Source organism: Kitasatospora sp. NPDC017646, assembly GCF_044329365.1.
Lineage (GTDB): Bacteria > Actinomycetota > Actinomycetes > Streptomycetales > Streptomycetaceae > Kitasatospora.
Genome location: NZ_JBIRJC010000053.1, coordinates 15,346 through 37,244, shown reverse-complemented (window position 1 = coordinate 37,244; position 21,899 = coordinate 15,346). Strand labels below are relative to the sequence as shown.

19 protein-coding genes and 1 pseudogene are annotated in these 21,899 nt (G+C 72.9%); 7 read left to right on the top strand and 13 right to left on the bottom strand.

Annotated features, from left to right (window positions below):
• Positions 1-432 precede the first annotated feature (432 nt).
• Positions 433-1,425 carry a phospholipase gene (locus ACH4J0_RS38400; protein ID WP_396245831.1) on the bottom strand — a complete coding sequence of 331 codons (993 nt, stop codon included), beginning with the start codon at positions 1,423-1,425 and terminating at the stop codon, positions 433-435.
• A 260-nt stretch (positions 1,426-1,685) separates the two neighbouring features.
• Between ACH4J0_RS38400 and ACH4J0_RS38395 the strand changes: the two genes are divergently transcribed.
• A complete protein-coding gene (locus ACH4J0_RS38395) occupies positions 1,686-2,717 on the top strand; it encodes a hypothetical protein (protein WP_396245829.1) in 1,032 nt (343 codons plus the stop codon).
• Positions 2,718-2,848: 131 nt separating this feature from the next.
• Here the strand turns inward: ACH4J0_RS38395 and ACH4J0_RS38390 are convergent, their stop codons facing one another.
• Positions 2,849-5,425 (bottom strand): DUF4132 domain-containing protein, encoded by a 2,577-nt coding sequence (locus tag ACH4J0_RS38390; protein WP_396245828.1) that lies wholly within the window; start codon positions 5,423-5,425, stop codon positions 2,849-2,851.
• Positions 5,425-5,823, bottom strand: a complete 399-nt coding sequence (locus ACH4J0_RS38385; RefSeq protein ID WP_396245827.1) for a hypothetical protein — start codon at positions 5,821-5,823, stop codon at positions 5,425-5,427. The genes ACH4J0_RS38390 and ACH4J0_RS38385 overlap by 1 nt, the downstream gene beginning before the upstream one ends.
• A gap of 118 nt (positions 5,824-5,941) precedes the next feature.
• On the opposite strand from ACH4J0_RS38385, the gene ACH4J0_RS38380 reads away from it, so the two are divergent.
• Positions 5,942-7,546, top strand: coding sequence for a phytoene desaturase family protein (locus ACH4J0_RS38380; RefSeq protein ID WP_396245826.1), 1,605 nt, complete (start codon positions 5,942-5,944; stop codon positions 7,544-7,546).
• A 55-nt stretch (positions 7,547-7,601) separates the two neighbouring features.
• Here the strand turns inward: ACH4J0_RS38380 and ACH4J0_RS38375 are convergent, their stop codons facing one another.
• A complete protein-coding gene (locus ACH4J0_RS38375) occupies positions 7,602-8,312 on the bottom strand; it encodes a hypothetical protein (protein ID WP_396245825.1) in 711 nt (236 codons plus the stop codon).
• A 311-nt stretch (positions 8,313-8,623) separates the two neighbouring features.
• Between ACH4J0_RS38375 and ACH4J0_RS38370 the strand changes: the two genes are divergently transcribed.
• The 5 genes and pseudogenes from ACH4J0_RS38370 (at position 8,624) to ACH4J0_RS38350 (ending at position 13,193) form a co-directional block, all read left to right on the top strand.
• A complete protein-coding gene (locus tag ACH4J0_RS38370) occupies positions 8,624-9,178 on the top strand; it encodes a TetR/AcrR family transcriptional regulator (RefSeq protein WP_396245824.1) in 555 nt (184 codons plus the stop codon).
• A 227-nt stretch (positions 9,179-9,405) separates the two neighbouring features.
• Positions 9,406-10,443, top strand: coding sequence for an agmatine/peptidylarginine deiminase (locus ACH4J0_RS38365; protein WP_396245823.1), 1,038 nt, complete (start codon positions 9,406-9,408; stop codon positions 10,441-10,443).
• Positions 10,444-10,530: 87 nt separating this feature from the next.
• The gene (locus tag ACH4J0_RS38360) at positions 10,531-11,727 is read left to right on the top strand and encodes an agmatine/peptidylarginine deiminase (protein WP_396245822.1); all 1,197 of its coding nucleotides are present in this window, start codon (positions 10,531-10,533) and stop codon (positions 11,725-11,727) included.
• Between the two features lie 36 nt (positions 11,728-11,763).
• Positions 11,764-11,925, top strand: a pseudogene (locus tag ACH4J0_RS38355) (urease subunit gamma); the annotation flags it as partial.
• A 176-nt stretch (positions 11,926-12,101) separates the two neighbouring features.
• The gene (locus tag ACH4J0_RS38350) at positions 12,102-13,193 is read left to right on the top strand and encodes an IS630 family transposase (protein ID WP_396245821.1); all 1,092 of its coding nucleotides are present in this window, start codon (positions 12,102-12,104) and stop codon (positions 13,191-13,193) included.
• Between the two features lie 28 nt (positions 13,194-13,221).
• Here ACH4J0_RS38350 and ACH4J0_RS38345 read toward each other — a convergent pair whose 3' ends face one another.
• The 9 genes from ACH4J0_RS38345 to ACH4J0_RS38305 form a co-directional block, all read right to left on the bottom strand.
• Positions 13,222-13,995, bottom strand: a complete 774-nt coding sequence (locus tag ACH4J0_RS38345; protein ID WP_396245820.1) for an NADase-type glycan-binding domain-containing protein — start codon at positions 13,993-13,995, stop codon at positions 13,222-13,224.
• 501 nt (positions 13,996-14,496) lie between these two features.
• Positions 14,497-15,060 (bottom strand): phage tail protein I, encoded by a 564-nt coding sequence (locus ACH4J0_RS38340; protein ID WP_396245819.1) that lies wholly within the window; start codon positions 15,058-15,060, stop codon positions 14,497-14,499.
• A 40-nt stretch (positions 15,061-15,100) separates the two neighbouring features.
• On the bottom strand, positions 15,101-17,062 hold the full coding sequence (locus ACH4J0_RS38335; protein ID WP_396245818.1) for a putative baseplate assembly protein: 1,962 nt from the start codon (positions 17,060-17,062) through the stop codon (positions 15,101-15,103).
• On the bottom strand, positions 17,062-17,538 hold the full coding sequence (locus ACH4J0_RS38330; protein WP_396245817.1) for a GPW/gp25 family protein: 477 nt from the start codon (positions 17,536-17,538) through the stop codon (positions 17,062-17,064). The genes ACH4J0_RS38335 and ACH4J0_RS38330 overlap by 1 nt, the downstream gene beginning before the upstream one ends.
• Positions 17,535-17,846, bottom strand: a complete 312-nt coding sequence (locus ACH4J0_RS38325; RefSeq protein ID WP_396245816.1) for a PAAR domain-containing protein — start codon at positions 17,844-17,846, stop codon at positions 17,535-17,537. Before ACH4J0_RS38325 ends, ACH4J0_RS38330 begins: the two co-directional genes overlap by 4 nt.
• A 42-nt stretch (positions 17,847-17,888) precedes the next feature.
• Entirely contained in the window at positions 17,889-19,667 is a 1,779-nt protein-coding gene (locus tag ACH4J0_RS38320; RefSeq protein ID WP_396245815.1) for a VgrG-related protein, read from the bottom strand.
• Complete coding sequence (locus tag ACH4J0_RS38315) at positions 19,664-20,386, bottom strand: LysM peptidoglycan-binding domain-containing protein (RefSeq protein WP_396245814.1); 723 nt, start codon at positions 20,384-20,386, stop codon at positions 19,664-19,666. Before ACH4J0_RS38315 ends, ACH4J0_RS38320 begins: the two co-directional genes overlap by 4 nt.
• A gap of 49 nt (positions 20,387-20,435) precedes the next feature.
• On the bottom strand, positions 20,436-20,861 hold the full coding sequence (locus ACH4J0_RS38310) for a phage tail protein (protein WP_396245813.1): 426 nt from the start codon (positions 20,859-20,861) through the stop codon (positions 20,436-20,438).
• Between the two features lie 66 nt (positions 20,862-20,927).
• Positions 20,928-21,191: a hypothetical protein gene (locus tag ACH4J0_RS38305; RefSeq protein ID WP_396245812.1), complete on the bottom strand. Its 264-nt coding sequence runs from the start codon at positions 21,189-21,191 to the stop codon at positions 20,928-20,930.
• Positions 21,192-21,899: the final 708 nt, after the last annotated feature.

Genomic DNA, 21,899 nt, shown 5'->3' with positions numbered 1-21,899 from the left:
GTTGACTTTTGGCACGCTGTTGAGTTCTCAAGGAACGGACGCTTCCTTCGGACCGCCTTCCAGCGGGCCCTCCGGGCGCTTCGTTCTTTCGTGTTTCCAGCTTATCAGATGTTTTCCGCTCCGTTTTCCGGGGCTTCGTCATCCAACTCGCCGGTGTCTTCTGCGGCTTGACGCCCCGTCCGACGTTCCAGACTCTAGCCGACCCCCGCTCCGAAAAGCGAATCCGGCCGTAATCCCGATAAACAGGCACACCGAAGCGGCGCCTGGTGTTTCTCGTGGATTGGCCGCCCCGGGACCGTCCGCGCAGAACTGCGTGTCCGGTGCTCCCTGCCGAGCGACTGGGAGACAGTACCCCTACTCGGCGCTCGAAACAAACGCCCTGCCCGGGGCTGCCGCGGAGGAGGACCGACGGCCCAGGGCAGGCCGACGGGCCTACCGGAAGAGGCGGTCGCCGCTGTTGGCCATGCGGTGGGTGTTGCTGTGGTGGTTCACCCAGTCACGGACGAGGTTGATCGCGTTGGCACACTGCCAGCTGTCGTCGTACTCCCGCACGCCGGTGAAGGCGCCGTATCCCGCGATGATGCCGTCCACCTGGGCGTCGCCCAGCAGCTTGTCGACGTACCAGGGGTCGTTGTAGGTGGTCGTCCAGGACAGCGTGGCCGCGAGCTGTCCGGAGGCCCGGTCCGCAGCACCCTTCTTCAGCTCCGTGCAGGTGTTCCAGGTGGCCTCGGTGCAGTTGCCGAAGCCCTTGGTGATGTCGCTGTCGCCGTAGTCCATCGCCCGGTGGCCGGCGGGGATGCCGGAGCCGGACCGGTTGAAGGCGTTCCGGACCTGGTCGCGGGTGCCGGTGGTGGTCATGCCCTCCAGCCGGCCGAGCTTGCCCTCCAGGCTCTTCCAGCCCCGGCCGCCCACGTCGGGGGTGTTGCCGCCGTGGTACTCGAAGAAGCCGTAGATCACCTGGATCCCGGCGGCCGTCAGCCGCTGCGCCTTGTCGTGCAGCCCGGCGACGCTGCAGGTGCGGTTGGGTTCCTCTCCGCAGTAGTTCGGGTCCTTGATGTCCAGCCAGACCAGCGACAGCCTGCGTCCCGCGTTGGCGTTGGAGAGGATGCGGTCGATCATGTTGTCGAAGCTGGGGCCCCTCCGGTTGTCACCGGCGGAGGAACAGTCGTGGTAGGCGCGCCACTCGTTCGGGTTCCACCAGGAGCAGACATCGATCTCGATGCCGTTGGCGCCGTGCTTGAGGGCTGCGTCCACGCCGTCCAGGGTGTCGACCCGGTGGGCGATGGCATAGATCGGGTGGCGCTGGTCGGCGGCCGCGGCCGGGGAGGTCCCCAGCGTGGTGCCGCCGACGATCCCGCACACCGCCGCCGCGAGGGCCGGCAACACCCGCACGCCGTTCTTGAGGTGAGTGGTCAAGAGAGACACTCCTTCATGTCGGTGCTCTGAAGTGAACATGACCGATCTCGCCAACTGTACGTCGTCGAACGGTAGATGGGCACTTTTTCACGGGCTCACGTTCTGGCAGGCCAGTTGACGTGCTGTCTTGTCCCGCTTCTGGGGGCGCCGGCCCCGCACCGGCACGACCATGGGTGAGGGCCACCGACAGGACTGACCAAGCAACCCGGTGAACCTTCCCGGTCCCAGCACTAGGCTCGGCGGTACGAGATCGATCACGGGGGGGCGTGATGGCCGACAAGGCATCGAAGAAGAAGAGGACGCGCTGGCTGGGACGGCCGGCGTGGCGAGCGCGCAACGGGCGTCACGCGCCGGCCGCCGCTGCCGTCCAGCCCGGCGACATCGTGCTGTTGAGCCGCTTCCTGGACTCGGAGCCGTCGTTCCTGGAGACGGACGACCCGGTCGAGTTGGGGCACGTGGTGGCGGCTTCGGTGGCGGCGGACCGCCCGGCGCGGGAGGTGGCGGCGCGCTTGGTGGAGTTGGGGTACCAGGTGCCGGACGTGCCGCCGGAGGACGTGAACCCGGGGGACGAGGTACTGGTGAGCCTGCACTTCACCGGTTGGCCGGCCTGGCTGCCAGCGGAGAAGATGGTGCCGGTGGACTTCGTGCTCCGCGCTGCGGCGGTGACGCGGCGCACCCCGGCGGACGTCACCGCACGCCTGGCCGCCGTGGGCTACCAGGTCCCCGATTCGCCACCCGCCACCGCCGTCAACCCCGAGGACATCGTCCTGCTCAGCCGCTTCCTGGACGGCGAACCGTCCTGGCTGGAAGCCGAGGACCCGGTCGAGTTGGGGCACGTGGTGGCGGCTTCGGTGGCGGCGGACCGCCCGGCGCGGGAGGTGGCGGCGCGCTTGGTGGAGTTGGGGTACCAGGTGCCGGACGTGCCGCCGGAGGACGTGAACCCGGGGGACGAGGTACTGGTGAGCCTGCACTTCACCGGTTGGCCGGCCTGGCTGCCAGCGGAGAAGATGGTGCCGGTGGACTTCGTGCTCCGCGCTGCGGCGGTGACGCGGCGCACCCCGGCGGACGTCACCGCACGCCTGGCCGCCGTGGGCTACCAGGTCCCCGATTCGCCACCCGCCACCGCCGTCAACCCCGAGGACATCGTCCTGCTCAGCCGCTTCCTGGACGGCGAACCGTCCTGGCTGGAAGCCGAGGACCCGGTACCCGCCTCCCACGTCAGGAAGGCCGCGACCGCCACCGGCCTGAGCCGCGGTGAGGTCGCGGCCCGCCTGACCGCGCTCGGGCTGACCACGGCCTGAGGACGGTCCGGGGAGCCGCAGGTCGCCCACGGGGATGAAGCACTCCCCATGCGACGGTGCACGCCCCGGGCTCCACCACGAGGAAAGGGTGCTGAACGAGGTGAAGCCACGGAGCTCTGCCCAACGGACAGTCAGCGCCGCCCCAGTTGGGCGGTGATGGCCGGATCGGTGATCGCCGTGTCATCGGCCAGCAGGACCGCCTTGCTGAGGATGACCGCCAGCATCCGGTCGCCCTCGAACGGCAGATACGGGCCGTCCGGCGAACCCGCCCGCCCGTCGGCCGGGCCGTCCGGGGCCGGCACGATGCACAGGTAGCGGTCGTCGGGCGCCATCAGGACGTTGCCCGAGCCCAGGTGGATGCGGTACGTGTGCAGTTCGCCGCGGACCTCCAGGAAGCGCCCCTCCACCGTGCAGCGCCCACCGACCGCCAGCCGGGGCAGCAGCCGGGCCAGCAGCTCGCCGCGCTCGCGGGCGCTCTGCGACAACTCGCCGAAGCCGTACTCCCGCCAGTAGTCGCGGTAGCGCCCCTCCGGCCCGCCGTCCGACCAGGTCGGGTCGTTGCCGACGCTGCACACGCCCACGAACAGGTCCACGTCGCGCAGCACCTCGCTCAGCACCAGTGGCGGCACCTCCGTGAGCGGCACCGGCTCGGGTGTCCCGACGCCAGGAATCCTGAGCGGGCTGAACTGGCCGCTGCCCGCGTGGGTGAGGTTCTCCGGCGCGTCGATCGGGTAGAAGCGCACCTGGTCGGTGCCCAGGTGATCGAAGGTCTCTCCCCAGTCCGCGTCCGTGCCGTGCACCCAGAACTCGGCGCGCAGGCCCCACTCGGGCAGCAGGCGCTTCGGAGCGGTCACGGAGTTGTCCACCGCCAACTGCAGCTGGCTGTGCCAGCCCCGTGCGCCCGCCAGCGCGTGGAACGGGTGCTGGCGCAGCACGTGTGCGGCGAAGCGGTTGGAGTAGACCCGGGTGCGCTCCTCCGCCGGGGTGAGCAGGTACACCTCCCGGTGCGCCTGCTTGAAGGGCTGGACGACTCGGTGGCGTTCCAGCAGGGCGCGCCAGGCGAGCACCTCCTCGGTCGGGTGGCCGACCGGGTGCCACAGTTCGACCGGCGCGTCGGCGGCGGGCGCGGGCTCGTCGCCGGTCAGGGTGCGCAGGGCGCCGTCCAGCCAGGCGCAGGCCGTGCCGTCGACGGTCCAGATCAGCCGACGGGCCACGGTGCCGACCAGCGGGTGGTCCACGATGCGCTCCCGCCAGGCGCCGTACCGCCAGCTGCGCCGGGCCAGGAACTGCCGGTCCAGCCGCTCGGACTGGGCGGTCAGCATCTTCTCCAGATCCTTGACCTCTGCCTTGAACTCCTTGAGCCCGTCGGCGTGTTCGCGGCGCACCGAGGCGGGCGGGGACTTCACCGGACGGCCGGCCTCGTTGTACCAGGTCTGCCGCACCCGGGTGCCTTCCACCAGTAGCTCCACCCGGGCGTCACCGAAGCACTCGACGCGTCGGCCCGGCTCCGTCATTCCGTAGCTGGGGACGGCGAGTTCCTCGATCTCGGCCCGGCCGAGGCCGAGCGCCGCGGCCCGGTCCCGGAGCGCCTTGTCGAGTTCCTTGACGGTGCCCTTGTAGGTCACCCGGGTGGTGAGGACGGCCAGTTGGGCGAGCCCCTCCTCGCCGTCCAGGCGGGCGAGGCCGTGCACGGCGGCGTTGGCCACCTTGGGCGCCTGGGGGCCGATGCCGGGCACCTTGCGCAGCGCGGACTCCACCAGTCGCCCCAGCACCCGGGCGCTGTCGGGATGGGCCGGGGCCAGGGGCAGCAGCAGGGCGATTCCGCGCAGCGCGTCCAGGTTGTACGGATCGAGCTGGCCGGCACCCGCGCCGTCCGGGTCCGCGACCAGTTCGAGAGTGCGCGGGCGGCCGACCAGCGAGAGCCACTCGGTGATCCGCTCGCGGGCCCGTTCCGGACCGACCGCGTCGATCAGCACCCGCCCGGTCCGCTCCCAACGGGCGGTGGGCTTGGCGGACTTGACCTCGAAGGCGTGCTTGAGCAGGGCCGCCCAGGGGCCGCCCTCGCCCCCGGCCGGATCGCGCCGGGAACCGAGCTGGGCGTCAAGAAGCTCGGCGTCGAGTTCGGCGACGTCGGTGAGGACCCGGTCGGCCCAGGCCTCGCCGGGGTTGAGCAGCGGCTCGGTGAGCGCCGCCGCGAGGTCGACGACGGCGCTGTGGTGGGGCCGGATCGACAGGGCGCTGCGACGGACGCCGGCGACCACCGCGGCGTCGACCGGCCGGCCCGCGGCGATCTCCTCGCCGATCAGCGCCTCCGCCTCGTGGAGCTCGGCGATGAGCCACTGGCGGCCCATCAGGTGCAGGCGGTCCTCGCGGAGCTCACGGGCCGGCCCCGGCGGAAAGCCCCGGGACACCGTGGCGGCCAGGTGGATCAGCGCGGTGCGTTCCCGCCTGATCCTCTCGGTCTCCACGGGCCGCCAGAGCATCAGCGTCCACTGCACCAGGCCCGCCACCAGCGCGGCCCGGGTGTTCGGGTGCAGTTCGAGCAGCCGCACGCGGACGGGCTGCGCCCGCTCGTCGGACCAGTCGCCGCCGATGGCGGCGTCGACCTCCGACAGCGCCCCCACGATCCCGTCCACGTGGCCGGTGTCGAGCGCGTCGAGCAGCCGGGCCGCCGCGGAGTCGAAGGGATCGGTCGTCGTCGTCATCATCAGCCACCCACCAGCGGAACGAGTTTCAGGAAGCACACCTCGGTGTCGGCGCGCAGGTCCAGCTCGGCGTCCAGGTCCTCGATCTGCCGGTCACCGACGAGCACCAGGAAGCCGTTGCGGCCGAAAGCCTCGACGGCGTCGAGGAACTGCCGCTCGGGGTCGACCGCGCGATCCGCCTCCGGCCACCGGTGGTCCCCGTTCAGGGTCCGCTCGGCCTGGGTCGGCTGGACCGGGCCGTGGAACGCCCCAGGGCGGCCGGCGTCGTGTTCGGCCACCTCCCGGTTCACCCGGCGGCGGATCAGCTCGCGCAGCGTCAGCCGCTCCTCCGCGACGGCGAGCCGCCACGCGTCCCGCCGCACCCCCGATGTCGTCTCGTCGACGAAGATCACTGTCGCCATGCCGCAGACCCTAGCCATCGGCACCGACAGCGCGCCGTGCGGGACGGGCCCGCGGCCTCGGACCGGTCTCCGTGCGCACCCTGTTCCCCGGCCCGCCCGGCTGCCGTACGGTGACCGGATGACCACGATGGTGTCTTCCCGGTACGACGCCGTGATCGTCGGCGGCGGGCACAACGGACTGGTGGCCGCGGCCTACCTCGCGCGGGCCGGTCGGCGGGTGCTGGTCCTCGAACGGCTGCCCACGGTCGGCGGGGCCGCCGTCTCCACCCGGGCGTTCCCGGGCGTGGACGCCCGGCTGTCACGCTACTCGTATCTCGTCAGCCTGCTGCCGCGGAAGGTGGTCCGGGACCTCGAACTGCGGCTGGAACTGCGCAGGCGCCGGATCACCTCCTACACCCCCACCGCGCGGGACGGGAAGCCCACCGGACTGCTGGTGGACGCGGCCGACCCCGACCGCACCCGGGAGTCGTTCCGGGCCCTGACCGGCGGCGACCGGGAGTGGCAGGCCTGGCAGCGCTTCTACGGGATGACCGGGGAACTCGCCCGGCGGGTGTTCCCGACGCTCACCGAGCCGCTCCCCTCACGCGCCGAGCTGCGCCGACGGATCGGCGACGACGCGGCCTGGACCGCCCTGTTCGAGCGTCCGCTCGGCGAGACCGTCGAACGGACCTTCGCGGACGACCTGGTGCGCGGGGTGGTCCTGACGGACGCGCTGATCGGCACCTTCACCCACGCCCACGACCCCGGACTCCGGCAGAACCGCTGCTTCCTGTACCACGTGATCGGCAACGGTACCGGCGACTGGGACGTCCCGGTCGGCGGGATGGGCGCGGTGACGGACGCGCTGGCCGGGGCGGCGCTGGCGGCCGGCGCGGAGATCCGGACCGGCTGCGAGGTCACCGCCGTCGCCACCGACGGCCACGGCGACGCCGAGGTGACGTACCGACACCGGGACGGCGGGACCACGGTGGCGGCGCCCAAGGTCCTGGTGAACGCCGCGCCTGCCACCCTGGCCCGGTTGCTGGGCGAGGATCCGGGGCCCGCACCGGAGGGCTCCCAGCTGAAGGTCAACATGGTGCTGCGCCGCCTGCCGCGGCTGCGGGACGCCGCCGCCGACCCGCGCGAGGCCTTCGCCGGAACCTTCCACATCGCCGAGGGCTACCGCCAGCTGGAGACCGCGTACACCGAGGCGCTGGCCGGCCGGATGCCCACGGCGCCGCCGTCCGAGATCTACTGCCACACGCTCACCGACCCGTCGATCCTTGGTCCGGAAGCCGCCCGGCAGGGGCTCCAGACCCTGACCCTGTTCGGCCTCCACATGCCCGCCCGGCTGTTCGGTGGCTCGGGCGGCTCGGGCGACTCCCGCGACTCCGCGGCCAAGGACCGCGCCCTCGCCGCGAGCCTGGCGCAGCTGGACGCGGTTCTCGCCGAGCCGATCGCCGACTGCCTGGCCACGGACGCCGACGGACGGCCCTGCATCGAGGCCCGGACGCCGCCGGAGCTGGAACGGGAGATCGGCCTCCCGGGCGGCCACATCTTCCACCGGGACCTCGCCTTCCCGTACGCCGACGAGGACCCGCCGGACGCCGCCGCCCGCTGGGGCGTGGCCACGGCCCACCCGAACGTCCTGCTGTGCGGGGCGGGCGCCGTTCGCGGCGGCGGCGTCAGCGGCATCCCGGGGCACAACGCGGCGCAGGCCGTCCTGGCGGATCGACCCCGGTGACGGAAGGCTGTCCCGGCACCGGTCGGCGCCGGGGCGGCCTGGGCGGGCGCGGCCGTCAGGCGCGGGCGAGCACCCAGCCGCCGAGGCCGTCGCAGGCGCCGGCGTTGTAGCTGGTGGACCGGAAGCCGGGCGGCACGGGCGAGCCCGGGCAGGTCCACAAGCCCACGCGGGCGGTGTTGTGGCGCCAGGCTCCGGCACCGTCGCAGCCGGCCGCCATGTGTCCGGTGATCACGTAGCCCGCCACCACCGGCGAGCCCGAGCAGGTCCAGATCCCGTCGTGCGGCAGGCTGTGCTGCCAGGCCCCGATGCCGCCGCAGCCGGCCCGCAGGTGGTTGCTGATGACGTAGCCGGGCACGACGGGCGAGCCGGAGCAGGTCCAGATGCCGTCGTGGACGAGGTTGTGGCGCCACGCACCGATCCCCCGGCAGCCGGAGGTCAGGTGGTCCGTTATCACGTAGCCGGCCACCACCGGGGAGCCGGAACAGGTCCACATCCCGTCCTTGGCCGGCTGTTGGTACCAGGAGCCGTAGCCGCCACAGCCCGTGCTGTCGTGGTCCGTGATGACGTTCCCGGCGTCGACGGGCTGCCCGGAGCAGGCCCACCTGCCCGCGAAGCCCCACGCGGGCTTGGCCTCCGCCACGGACATGCCGGAGACCGTACCGCCCAGGGCGACGGCCGCGACCAGGGCGACCGCCGCCGCGACGGCCCCGGCTCCGCGGCCGACGACCAGCGCCGTCGCGCGCTTCCACAGCTGACGAAGGATCATGTTGGCTGTTCTCCTGCCGGGTTGGGGACGATGGGCGCCCCGCCGAACCGGTCTGCCCGGCGGCGAAACGAGAGTCACCCTAGGTGGTGGAGCCGTGAAAGTTCAGCGGAGGATCCAAGAATTCCGCTCGCGGGGCCCACCTTGTCCGAAAGCCGACCCGGCGGGCGGCCGCGCCTCGACGCCGGAGCCGCGGACGGAGGTGGCCCGCCGGCCCCCGACGTCGCACCTGACGGGACTTTCAGCACACGGAGCGATCTTGTACCGACCCCCGGGTAAGGTGGTCGACCGTGGCCAGTCGTAAAACGTCGATCATGGAAGCAGCTGCGCGGGTGATCGCGCGGCGCGGAGTGCGCGGGCTGCGGGTGGAGGAGCTCGCCGCCGAGGCGGGGGTGTCCACCGCGCTGATCTACTACCACTTCAAGGACCGTACGGGGATCCTCCGGCAGACGCTGGAGTTCATCAACGACCGGGCCGAGCGCTACACGACCGAGCGCGCCGCCGACGCGCCGCCGCTGACGGCCCGCGAGGAGCTGGAGCAGACGCTGTTGCTGGAGCTCCAGGAGACCGTCGAGGTCCGGGAGAACAGCACCGCCTGGGGTGAGCTGCGGGCGAGCGCGGTGTTCGACGACACCCTGCGCGAGGACCTGGCGCGGGCCACCCGGATCTGGGTGCAGGAGATCGCCGAGCTGCTCGGCGCGGTGCAGCCGATGTCCTCGGCGGTCGCACTGGCCGGTGCGGCGGAGCGGCTGACCGCGCTGCTGGAGGGACTGAGCACGCGCTGGCTCAGCGGCAGCCTGCCGCTGACGCACGCCCGCACCCTCATGACCGACGCGATCGACGCGGAGGTGTCCCGGCTCGGTTCCTGAGCCGGGCGCCAGGGGCCGCATCGTCACACTCGGCGTACGCACGACTTCCAAAGAGTCACGGCACGGCGCTTGGTTTGACTGATTTTTCAGTCAGTGTCAGCCTGAACCCGCAGGGCAGGGTGATGTCGCCGTCTCTCCCCGTGGTGCGTCCGTGCGTCGCGGCGCGAAGAGTGGACCCGGCGGCCCCGCGTGCCCTCCCGGCGCCGCCGCACGATCTGGAGACGCTCATGAGCCACTACCGCGACCACCGTTCCGCCGAGGCTTTCCCCCGGGTGCCCGCGGACGACGTCCCGCACGCGCGGACCTGGATGTCCTGGCCCTCCCGCCGGGGCGTCTGGGGGCTGCGCCTGGGCGGAGTCCAGGAGGACATCGCACTGATTGCCCGCACCATCGCCCAGTTCGAGCCGGTGGTCATGTGCGCCCCCGACGACTGGACCGCGGACAAGGCCCGGGCCCGGTGCGGCCCCGCCGTGGAGGTGATCACCGCCATCCCCACCGACGACCTGTGGATGCGCGACATCGCGCCGGTGTTCCGCCGGGACGGCTACGGCGGCCTGGAGGCCGTCGTCCTCAACTTCAACGGCTGGGGCAACAAGCAGGTCCACTACGACGACGCCCGGGCCGCCGAGCGCCTCGCCGCCCACCGGGGCCTGCGCCACTCGTTCGCGGACTTCGTCGGCGAGGGCGGCGCGATCGAGACCGACGGCGACGGCACCGTGATGGCCACGGAGAGCAGCCTGGTCAACAAGAACCGCAACCGCGGCATGAGCCGGGACGAGGTCGAGGACGCGGTCCTGGAGGCCTACGGCGCGGACAGGATGATCTGGCTGCCCGGGATCAGGGGCCGGGACATCACCGACGACCACGTCGACGTCACCTCCCGGTTCGTCCGTCCCGGCGTGGTGATGGTGCAGCTGCCGCCGGCCGACCGCGACGACGAGTGGGCGCGGGACGCCCGCGAGCAGTTCGCCATCCTGTCCTCCGCGACCGACGCCCGGGGCCGCCGCCTTCAGGTCGTCGTGGTGCACGGGCCGGACACCGTCCGCTCGCGCAGCTCCGAGTTCGTCGACTCCTACCTCAACTTCCACCTCGTCAACGGCGGAGTCGTCACCGCCCAGTTCGGCGACCCCCACAAGGACGCCGCCGCACGCGACACCCTCGCCGCGGCCTTCCCCGGCCGCGCGGTGGTGCAGCTCGACGTCGACCGGCTGATGACCGGGGGCGGCGGCATCCACTGCTCGACCATGCACGAGCCGCTGCCGTGACCGCGCGCGCCGCCCGCCCTCCGCCCGACCACCGGGGCCCGCCGCACCCCTCTGTCCCGCCGCACCGACCATCACCGGAGTACCCGCATGACCAACGCTTTGTCCCGCCGCGCCGTGATCCGCTCGCTCGCCGGCGTCGGTGCCGGAGTCGGTGCCCTCACCCTCGGCCTCACCGCCTGCGACCGCACCGGCGCCGAGGACGCGGAGGGCGCCGCGACGCCGTCCCAGCCGGGCCGCGCGCCCGGCGCCCCCGGTACGCCCGGTGCCCCCGGTACGCCGGGCGCCCGACGCTTCGGCGCCGAGTGGGAGAAGCATTTGCGCACCGTGATGTCCTGGCCCGCCTCCGAGAGCGTCTGGGGCGACCAGCTGCCCGACGTCCGCCGGGACGTGGCCGGCCTGGCCCAGGCGATCTCGGCCCGTGAGCCGGTCGTCCTGATGGCCCGCCCCGAGCAGGCGGACGCCGCCCGGAAGGCGTGCGGCTCGGCGGTCGAGGTGGTGCCGATAGCCGTCGACGACCTGTGGGCCCGGGACACCGTGCCGGTGTTCGTCGAGGAGGGCGGCAAGGTCAAGGGCGTCGACTTCAACTTCAACGGCTGGGGCGGCAAGCAGCAGCGCGGCAACGACTCCGAGGTCGCCCGGTCGGTGCTGGCCGAGTACGGCGTGGAGCGGGTCGAGACCCGGCTGGTCGGTGAGGGCGGCTCCTTCGAGAGCGACGGCCAGGGCACTCTGATGGTCACCGAGAGCTCGGTCGTCAACGACAACCGCAACCCGGGGATGAGCCGGGACCAGGTCGAGGCGGAGCTCAAGAGGGTGCTCGGCGTGACCAAGGTGATCTGGCTGGCGGGCGTCAAGGGCAAGGACATCACCGACGCCCACGTCGACTGCCTGGCCCGCTTCGTCGCCCCCGGCGTGGTCCTGCTCGACCAGGCCTTCCCCGGCGGCCCGGCGGACGTCTGGTCCCGCGCGGCCGACCAGGCCCGGTCCGTCCTGTCGCAGGCCACCGACGCGACCGGCAGGAGGCTCCAGGTGATCGAGCTCCAGCAGCCCGACCCGGACAAGATCACCGGTCGGGGTGACGCCTTCGTCTCCTCGTACATGAACTTCTACATCGGCAACAAGGGCGTCTACCTGCCGAAGTTCGGCGACTCCCGGGCCGACGGCCACGCCCAGGAGGTGTTCAAGGACCGGTTCCCGGACCGCGAGATCGTCCCCCTGCAGATCGACACGATCGCCTCCGGCGGCGGCGGCATCCACTGCTCCACCCACGACCAGCCCGCCGGCTGAGCCCGCCGCCCCGCACCGAGGGAGAACGAAGACCCCGTGCAGCCGACCCCCACCGAACGCGACCGGCTGCTGATCTTCACCGCCCACCTCGCCCGAGCCCGCCGGGCCCGCGGCCTGCGGCTGAACGTCCCGGTAGCCACCGCACTGGTCTCCGTCTGTGAGGCCGCCCGCGACGGCCTGTGCCTCGCCGCTGGCCTCGGCGAGATCCTCGTCGAGGCCAGCGGGGCCTGGTCACCCTCGACGGCGACCCACTGCCCCGATCTCGCCGAGGAGGTCCCGCTGAACCGCCTGTGCTTCCTGTGACCCCTCCCCTCCGGACAGTGCCCTAGCTAGTGTCCTGAGTCTTAGAAAAGCTATAGAAGTATGCTTGGCTCATGGCGCGCATGGGTCGGCCGACGGTCGAAGTCGTCTTGACGGATGATGAGCGTGAGACGTTGCTGCGCTGGTCGCGGCGGGCGACGTCCGCGCAGGCCCTGGCACTGCGCTGCCGGATCGTCCTCGCGTGTGCTGACGGGCTGTCGAACACCGCGGTTGGCGCGGACCTCGGCATCCATCCGACCACGGTGGCCACGTGGCGCAAGCGGTTCGCGGCCAACCGGCTGGAGCGCCTGGCCGACGAGAAGCGGCCGGGGCCGGCCCGTACGGTAACCGACGAGCGCGTCGAGGACGTGATCGTGCGGACCTTGGAGACGACGCCGAAGGGCGCCACGCACTGGTCCACCCGCGAGATGGCGAAGCAGAGTGGGCTGAGCCAGTCGACGGTCTCGCGGATCTGGCGAACCTTCGGCCTCAGGCCGCACCAGGTCGACACCTTCAAGCTGAGCAAGGACCCGCAGTTCATTGAGAAGGTCCGCGACGTGGTGGGCCTGTACCTCGATCCGCCCGAGCGCGCCATAGTGCTCTGCGTCGACGAAAAGTCGCAGATCCAGGCGTTGGACCGCTCGGCCCCAGTGCTGCCGATGATGCCTGGCATGCCCGAACGCCGGACTCACGACTACCTGCGCGGCGGCGTCACCACCTTGTTCGCGGCGCTCAACACCGCAACCGGCGAGGTCATCGGCTCCCTGCACCGCCGCCACCGCGCCGCCGAGTTCAAGAAATTCCTCGCCAAGCTCGACAAGGAAGTCCCCGCCGAGCTCGACGTCCACCTCATCTGTGACGACTACGCCACCCACAAGACCCCCGCCATCCAGAAGTGGCTGCTCGCACACCCGCGTTTCCACATGCACTTCACGCCGACCAGCTCGTCATGGCTCAACCAGGTCGAGCGCTGGTTCGGCCTGCTGACGGACAAGCAGATACGGCGCGGTGTCCACAAGAACGTCCAGTCACTGGAGAAGGACATCCGCGACTGGATTGCCCATTGGAACGAAGATCCCAGGCCATTCACCTGGACCAAGTCCGCCGACGAGATCTTCGAACGCCTCGCCGGCTACCTGAACCGCCTACCAAACCCCAAACCCTAGTTATGCGGCGCTCCTAGGACTCAGGACACTAGGTGCGTTTGAAGAACTCCACCTCGGCCAGGGCGATGGTGCGGCCGGGGCCGGTTCCGGCCGCCTCGCGGACGGTGAGCTTCACCTGGACGACGTCACTGATCCCGGTCGCCACGGTCTGCGGGCCCGGCTGGTCGTTGAGGGTGATCTGCTTCCGGTGCAGCTCCCCGTCCGAGGCGGTGACCTCCAGGGACAGGACCAGCGGACGGGCCTGCTGCCGGAAGTGCTCCGGATCGGCGGAGTCGCCGGTGTGGATGATCAGGTCGACCAGCCGGAACGGGGTGCGGAAGGTGAAGCTGACGGAGTCCCCGATCGCGGGCGCTCCCCAGTAGGTGTTGCTGAGGCCGTCGGCGGCGGCGGTCGCCGGATGGCCCTCGACGGAGGCGCTCGCCGAGGTCAGCGACGGGGTGATCGGGGCGGTGCTGCCGACCTTGTCCAGCACGTCCTGGAAGGCGCTCTGGCCGAGCGGGTACAGCAGGATCCCGGCCACCACCAGCGCGGCCAGCACGATCAGCGCGATGGCGCGGCGCAGCGCGTTGCCCGAACCACCGATCCGCACCCGGCGGCGGAACGGCCAACGGGTGCGCCACCAGGGCAGTTTCGGCGGGGGTGCGGTGACGGTCAGCGGCGCCGCGCAGCGGCGGCAGAACCGGCGCTCGGGCAGGTTGGAGGTGCCGCACCGGGGACAGGGCGGCCCCTCCTGGGCCCCGTCTGCCGCGGACGCCCGGACGACGGGGCGTGGTGCGACGGGCTTGGCGGGTTGGACGGCCACCGGGTCGGCCTGTGGTTCGGGGGCGGGGGCCGGTTCGGGGGTCCGCGGTGGCGCCGGAGCGGGGTCGGGAACCGGGGTCGGGGCCGGGGTGGGGACAAGGGTCGGTTCGGGGGCCGGTGGGACCGGGGGCTTTTCGGCGGGACCGGTCGGCGGCGCGGGGTCCGGGACGGACGGCTGGTTCCGCCTGCTGCGCGCGGTGACCCGTCGGGAAACGTTTCGCCAGGTGGACTCGGTACGCGCGGTCTCGGATGAGGAGGGCGCGGCGGGCTCGGCCCGGGCGGCGGGCGCGGCTTGAGCAGCGGACTCGGTCTCCGCCACGGCGCCCGTCGGCGCCGGTTCCGGTTCGGTCCGCGGGGACGCTGTCTGCGCGGTCGCTGCGGGCGCAGCAGTCGCAGCGGGCGCGGCGGTCGTCCGCGACCACCCGAGGTACGCGCCGCAGTTGCCGCAGAAGTCGTCCCCTTCCCCGTTGGCCGTCCCGCAGTCGGGGCACACCGGCATCCGTCAGCCCTCCGCTCGTTCGGGTGGACCGGGCAGGATCTCGACCCGGCAGGTCAGGTGGACCGGGCAGCCCGCCCTGACGACGGCCAGCACCTGGTCCTCGTCCAGCCCCGCGCCGTGCAGCGGCCAGACCCGGATCAGCACCTCACCGCCCGGCGCGGGCAGCGGTGCACCGCCTGGGGCGGTCGTCCAGGAGACCCCGCCGCCGTCCGTGATCTCGACGCCCGCGCCCAGCACCAGACGCAGCCGCTCGGCGAGTCCGCGCCGGGTGCCGCGCCACCGGTGCAGTTCCACCGCACGCCCGACCACCGCACGGCGCACCTCCTCCGGCCAGGCCGGGTCGACGTCCACCGCGAGCCAGGAGGCCAGCCAGTCCAGGAAGTCGACCGGCGCGAGGCGGGGCCGGAAGTAGGCCGGCAGGTTGTCCAGGGTGGCGAACACGGGGGCGAGGACGGTGTCCAGGCCGGCCGTGAAGCGCTGGGCCAGGTCGTCGTCGGCGAACAGCGCGGGCAGCAGCTCGCCGATCGGGTGCGGACTGGGCAGCCCCGGTACGGCTCCACGACTCATGCGCCCACGCACCCCGCGATCACGGGCTCGCTCCGCTCGTTCATGACGTCCCGTCCTCGGCGAGGGCGGTGACCACGATCTGGTGCTGGTGCGAGAAGACCAGGGCGTCCTGCGGGACGTCGACCCGCTCGGCGGGCGCGCCCCGGCGGCCGGTGATCGGGTCGGCCGGGAACAGTCGCAGTTCCTCGACGCCCGCGACGGCGGCCACCCGCTGGAGCACGGCGAACACCTCCCCGTACTGCACGGCCCGGCCGAACGGCCAGCCCGAGCCGTCGGCGCCGCCGCGCAGCGGGTTGAGGTAGCGGTAGAGCGCGTCGAGGGTCGCCTCACGGACCCGATCGGGGTCCGAGGCACGGGTGGTGAGCCGGGCTACCACCGTGACGCCCTGGTAGGTAGGGGGCTGGACGAGGATCCGGGTGCCGATCAGCCGTCGCTCGTCCAGGGCGGTCGCCACGGCGGCCAACACCTTCTCGTCGGGGATGAGTTGCTCGAACCGCAGCCGCTCGCCGTCGTCCGCGACCGCGTCGGGCACCACCAGCACCCGCACCGCCCCGGCCCCGCCGTCGTCGGCGGGCACGCAGCTGACCCGGGCGGCGGAGGGCGCGGCCTGCCGGGCGATCAGCTCGAAGTCCCCGGCGGTGACGGCGCGTTCCTGCAACCGCAGCTGGTGCGGGGCGCGCAGCTTGGCGTTCTCCACCGTCTCCCCGTCGACCCCGCCCCTGGCCGCCTCGCGGTTGTCCACCCGGGCGATGTACGGGACGGAGCTGCGCAGCACCGTGACGGTACTGCGGGCGACGTTGCCCGCCGTCCCGCCGCCGGTGCGGTAGCGCGGGACGCGCAGCCGGGCGCCCTTGGGCGGCACCGCGCCGAAGGCGCGCAGGCTGCCGTCGGGTTCCCGCACTGCGGGCGGGAAGTGGAACTCGCCGGTGGTGGCGTCGAGCACGACGTGCCGGTCGGTGGGCGAGGAGTCGCCGAAGTGCTCGACGACCGTCCACGGCTGCCATCCGTCGCCGGCCGCGACCTCGACCACCGGCGGCCCGCCGTCCAGCAGGACCGGCGGCCGGGCGAGCCGGAAGCGCTGGCCCGCGACGCCCTCGGAGGTGCCGAGCGGCGCGTCGGTGACGGTCTGGGCGTGGACGGCGGTCGCGGTGCCGCCGACGGTGAAGACCTCGGCCCGGCGGACGGTCGGGGATTCGGAGTAGAAGGGCTGGCCCGGGCGCGGCTCGGTGACCCGGCAGCGCAGCCAGCCGGCCCGGCGGCCGGCCACCACGGAAGCGGTGTGTCCGGCGGGCACGAACACCACCACCTCGCCGGGCCGGTTGAGGCCGCCGGTGGTGTCGCCGCCGGTCTCGCACTCGATCCAGCGCGCTCCGTCCCACACCTCCCATGCCAGCGGCGGCTGGCGCGGATCGACGCCGACTCCCTCCACCCGGCTGTCCAGCCGGACGGCCAGGATGCAGCGCGGCACCACGGCCGGCAGGGCGAACAGCATCGCGTCGCCGACCGCCGGACGCGGCTGGAAGCACGGCACGTCCGCGCCCTCGGCCAGCCTGGCGGTGGCGTCGGACTGCTCGCCCGCGGCGGAGACCGTGACCAGCCGCTCCAGCGAGCTGGGCACGATCGGCAGGTCCTCGGCGGTGGCGAAGACCACCGCGTCGTCGGTCTCGGTCCGCAGGGTGGAGACCTCGGTGCCGGCCCGCAGAAGGACCGTCTCGGGCTGCGGGGCGGAGAGCCAGAAGTCGACCTCGGCCCGGGCCGCGGCGGGCGGGAAGAGCCGGATGCCCAGCAGGTCGAGGAAGGCGGAGTAGTTCTTCTCCGGCACCCGGTTCAGCCGGTAGAGGAGCTGGTCCACCAGGTAGGCGAAGGTCTCGATGAGGGTGACGCCCGGGTCGGAGACGTTGTGGTCGGTCCACTCCGGCGCGCGCTGCTGGACGTAGCGCTTGGCTTCGTCGACGAGTTGCTGGAAGCGGCGGTCGTCCAGGTTCGGGGAGGGCAGTGCCATCAGCGCACGCCCCCGTTCGTCGCCGCCGCAGACTGCGCCGTCGGGGACTCCACCGTCGGGGACTGCGCCGATGACGACTCCGGCGACTCCGGGATGGTGTAGAAGGGGAAGACCAGGTTGCGGCGGTCGTTGGTGGCCCGCACGGTGTAGTGGACGTCGATGTAGAGCGTGCCCTCGTCGACGCGGTCGAAGGCGATCACCACGTCGTCGACCCCGATCCGCGGCTCCCAGCGTTCCAGCGCGATCCGCACCTCACGGGCGATCCGACCGGCGGTGGTGCTGTCGCCCGGGGCGAAGACGTACTCGTGGATGCCGCAGCCGAACTCCGGGCGCATCGGCCGTTCGCCGGGGGCGGTGCCGAGGATCAGCCGGATGGCCTCCGCGATCTCCCGGTCCCGCTCCACCATGCCGATGCCGCCGGTGGCGTTCACCCGTAGCGGGAAGGCCCAGCCCCGGCCGATGAAGTTGCTGCTCACGCCGGGCCCCCGATCAGCACGTTGAACGCCCCGCCGAGGATGGTGGCGCCGCAGGTGGTCTTGTCGCCCGCGCGGGCCGCGGGAAAGCCGCCGATCAGCGTCACTCCCCTGGTCACCGTGCCGAGTTCGGGCTCCACCAGGTTGGCGGGACCCATCTCCACGTGCGGGACGCAGGCGTGCAGGCTGCCGACCACCGCGGCGGGCCGGCCGCCGATCAGCACGGTCTCCACCGCGAGGGCGCCCGGGGGCGGGGTGGTGAGGGCGCCGCCGTGATCGGTGGGGTCGCCGCTCCGGGCTGCGGGGGGCATGTACGGTCTCCGTTCCTTCTGCTGGCTCTGATTGACGTTCGGTCAGTTGATGTGCACGAAAGCCCCCTTGATCACCGCCTGGGCACCGCCGTCCACGGTGGCCCCCGTGGTGCCACGGATCGTCACCGATCCACCGCGCACGTTGACCTCCCCGGTGCCCGCGTCGAGGGTGATGCCGGAGGAGGAGAGGCGCACCGTGCTCGTGCCCGCGCCGACCGCGCCGTGCACGGTCAGGACGATCTCCCCCTGCTGCTGGTCCAGCCGGACCTCCAACTTCCCGTCCCCGCTGGCCAGCCGGACCCCGGAGCTGCCGCCCGGCACGTCCAGCAGTTCCAGCCGGTGGCCCGAACGGGAGACCACGGAACGACGGTTCACCTTCCCGGCGGTCGCGTCGACCAGCGGAACGTCGTGCGGCGAGGGCCGGTCCACGCCGTTGTAGAGGCCGCCCAGCACGTACGGGCTGTCCAGGTCCCCCTGCTCGAAGCCGACCAGCACCTCGTCGTTGACCTCGGGACTGACCACGCCGCCGCCGCCGTGGCCGCCCCACTGGACGGTGCGCACCCAGTCGGAGACGTAACTGTCGTCCAGCCAGGGGAACCTCAGCTTCACCCAGCCGCGCTGCCCGTCCCCCGGCTCCCGGACGTCGGTGACCACGGCGACGGCCAGGCCCGGCATCCGGGGCCCGCGCGGCGGCGCGTTGCCCCCGGTCGTGAGTCCGGCCAGCGAGCGGTCCGGCGCCGCACTGACCACCACGGTGGTCCGGTAGCCGCGGAACGGTTCGAGGAGGTGGCGTACTCCGGTCGCGGTGTAGCGGCCGGAGAAGGCGGCACCGACGTTCCCGAGGGCCACCGCGGTGCCCGCCCGCAGCCGCGGATTGCCCTCGGCGACCACCTCCAGCTCGCCGAAACCCGCGGCCACCGAGGCGGCCAGCGACCGCGCCACGGCGGTGGTCTCCGCCTGGGTGCGGTACGGGGTGTCGGCGACGGTGAGGCGCGCCGGGCCGGGGAAGGCGGAGGCCGCCGCCGAGGGGCTCATCCCCGGCAGCACGGACGTCGAGGTCACCGACGGCTCGGCGGCCACCAGGGCGCTCTTGGTGGTGACGTTCCAGCCGCGCGCCTCGACCGTGTCCGCGCCGGCCGCCCCGGTCAGCACCCCGCGCAGCTCCAGCAGGTTGCGGCCGTACTCCAGCACCAGCGGGTTCTGCGGCGCGGGCGTGGTGGGGGCCGGCGCCGCGGACGCGGGCTGCGGCCGGACGAACTCCAGCTTCCCGTCGTCGTCCACCCGCACCTGCGCGCCGCTCTCCAGCGCCAGGAACTGGAGGAACTCCCAGTCCGGGACGTTCGCCTGGGAGAGCTGCTGGTGCACGACCGGGAAGGAGTCCACCCGCCCGCAGGCCAGGCCCGCGCCCGCGGCGACCTCCCGGACGATGTCGGCGGTCGTCATGTTGCGGAAGGCCTTCACCCGGCGCCCGCGCATCAGCCGGTGGGTCACCGCCGAGGCCCGCAGCACGGTGTACGAGCCGGTGGTGTCCACCTCCAGCTCCAGCGCCGTCACCTCGCCGGTGAACAGCCGCACCTGGGTGTGCCCCTGCACGGTGACCACGGAAACCCGCAGCTCGGTGCCGATGGTGATGCCCGTCGTGGAGAGGAAGGTGTGGTCCGCGTCCCGGAAGCTCAGCACCGCCGTGTCGGGCAGGCCCACGCTCTCCTCGATGTCGCAGGACACCAGCTGGGCGGCCCAGACCGGCGGCAGCGGCCCGGGCGCCTCGACGACGGGATCCGCGGCGAACGGCCGGCCACCCCGGGCCTCGGGCGTGGTCATCGCCGCCCTCCCCGGGTCAGTTCGTCGATCCCCGGCACGATCAGCTCGGCCCCGGGGACCAGCGCCAGCGGATCGTCGATGTCATTGGCCTCCGCGATGGTGCGCCAGGCCGTCGCGTCCCCGTACGCGCGCCAGGCGAGCAGCGGCAGGCTGTCGCCCGCGATGACCCGGTGGGTGCTGCGGGCCTCCGGCGAGCCGGAGGTCGGGTTCTGCCCCGCCGGGTCGACGCTGGCCTCGTCGATGGAGAGGGAACACACCGCGCGCAGCGGGTTGCCGTCCACGTCGAAGAGCGTGTAGTTGACCGAGAGACCGGTCAGCACCCCGTTGAACGAGGTCGTCGTCAGGGTGCCCCAGTCCAGCCGGATCCACGGACTGGCCGGAGTCTTGCGCGCCAGGCTGGTCGGGGTGGGCACGCAGGCCGTCATCAGCTGCTCCACCGCCCGCTCCACGGAGTTGTCGTGGGTCGCGGTCGAGTCCAGGAACACGTCGAGCGACAGCGAGCGCGGACCGCTGCCGACGAACTCCGGCAACGCCGACTGGCCCGCCATCCGGGACGGCGTGCGCCGCCACTCGGTGGTCTTGCGCAGCACCAGGGTCGCCGGGTTGAACTGCAACGGCAGCCGCGCGATCGCGCCGCCGGGCTGGGCGCCGACCGTGGACGGGGGCTCCATGATGGTCAGTTGGGCCCGGGTGACGCTCGCGGGGACCGCCGGGGACATCCTGCTGCTCCTTAATGTGGGTGGGGCGGAGAATCGGTGCGAACCGGGATCAGGACGGGCGCAGACCCGCGTGGGCGATCTCCAGACTCTCCACCGCCGCCTGGGAGTTGGCGGGGTCGAAGGACGGGCCGTCCCAGCGCACCGGGACGATCCCCAGCACCTGCCAGCCGATGATCCGGCTGAGGTCCGGCCGCAGCGCCACGATCTCGCCGTCCTTCGGCTCCACCTTCCGGACGATCTCGCCCAGCCACCGCGCGATCTTGGCGCTGTCCGCGGTGACCGCGCGGGTCAGCGTGATGTTCGACCAGGTGATGCGGCCCGGCAGCTGCCAGGAGAAGCCGTTGTTGCCGCCCTCCGCGTACTGCTCGATCTCGACCTGGGCGCCGAGGCCGGAGCAGGTGGTGAACTCGCCCAGGTCGTTGCCGCCGATGGTCAGGCTGAAGAACACGCTGCTCGCGAAGATGTTGTCGGTCATCGGTCCCCGTTCCCTGCCCGCCGCTTGCTCGGTGCTTCTGGTCGCTTCTGTGTGGTCACCCCGCGCTCAGCGGCGCAGGTCGTACGGTCGTCCGGCACGCTCCCTGCCCCGGCGCAGTTCGGTGCGCAGCAGCCGCCCGACCGGCTCGACCAGGCGCCTTGCCAGCTCGTCGAGGTCGGCGGGCCCCGCGCCGCCGGGAGCCTCGGCGGGCTCGGCCGGTGAGGAGGCCTTCGGCGAGGACGTCTTCGACGGGGCGGCCTGTACGGTGCTCGGCTGCCGCGCAGGGACGGCGGTCAACGGCACCCCGGACAGGCCCGCCTGCTCGGCCACCCGTTGCAACAACCGTGCCGTACCGGGCGCGGACGGCGCCGGCGGTGCGGACGGTACGGGCGATGCGGACGGTACGGGCGGGGTGCTGGCGGGGCTCGCGGGCGGCAGGGCCCGCGACACGACCGGCGAAGGGCCTGTCGGCGGCTGCGGTGGCAGCGGCGGTGACGGCAGCGGCCGGGACACGGTCGGCAGCCGCTGAACCGACTGGGCCGCCGCCGGGGGCGCGGGCCGTACCACGGGCGCGGGCGGGACGCTCGCCGTGCGGCCGGACGGCAGGGTGCGCGGCACCGCCGGCGAAGGCCGTGCCGGCAGTTCCGGTGACGGCGACCGCTGAACCGACGGGGGCGCGAGCCGGACCACGCGCGTGGGCACCGCCGAACCGGGTTGGGGGCGGCCGCTCGGTGGGGCTGTCATCGGGAAGGCGTCGAACGGCGTCGGACTCCCCTGCACCACAGGACGACCGACCCGCACACGCCGGGAACGCGAACGCTGCACGGCAGCCACGACTCCACGAACCAGCCCCGGGCCGGACGAGCCCCCCACCGGCACCACGGCGGCAGCCGGGGCACCGGACGACACCGAACTCCCCCGCACCACAGAACGATCGACCCCCACACGCCGGGAACGCGAACGCTGCACGGCAGCCACGACTCCACGAACCAGCCCCGGGCCGGACGAGCCCCCCACCGGCACCACGGCGGCAGCCGG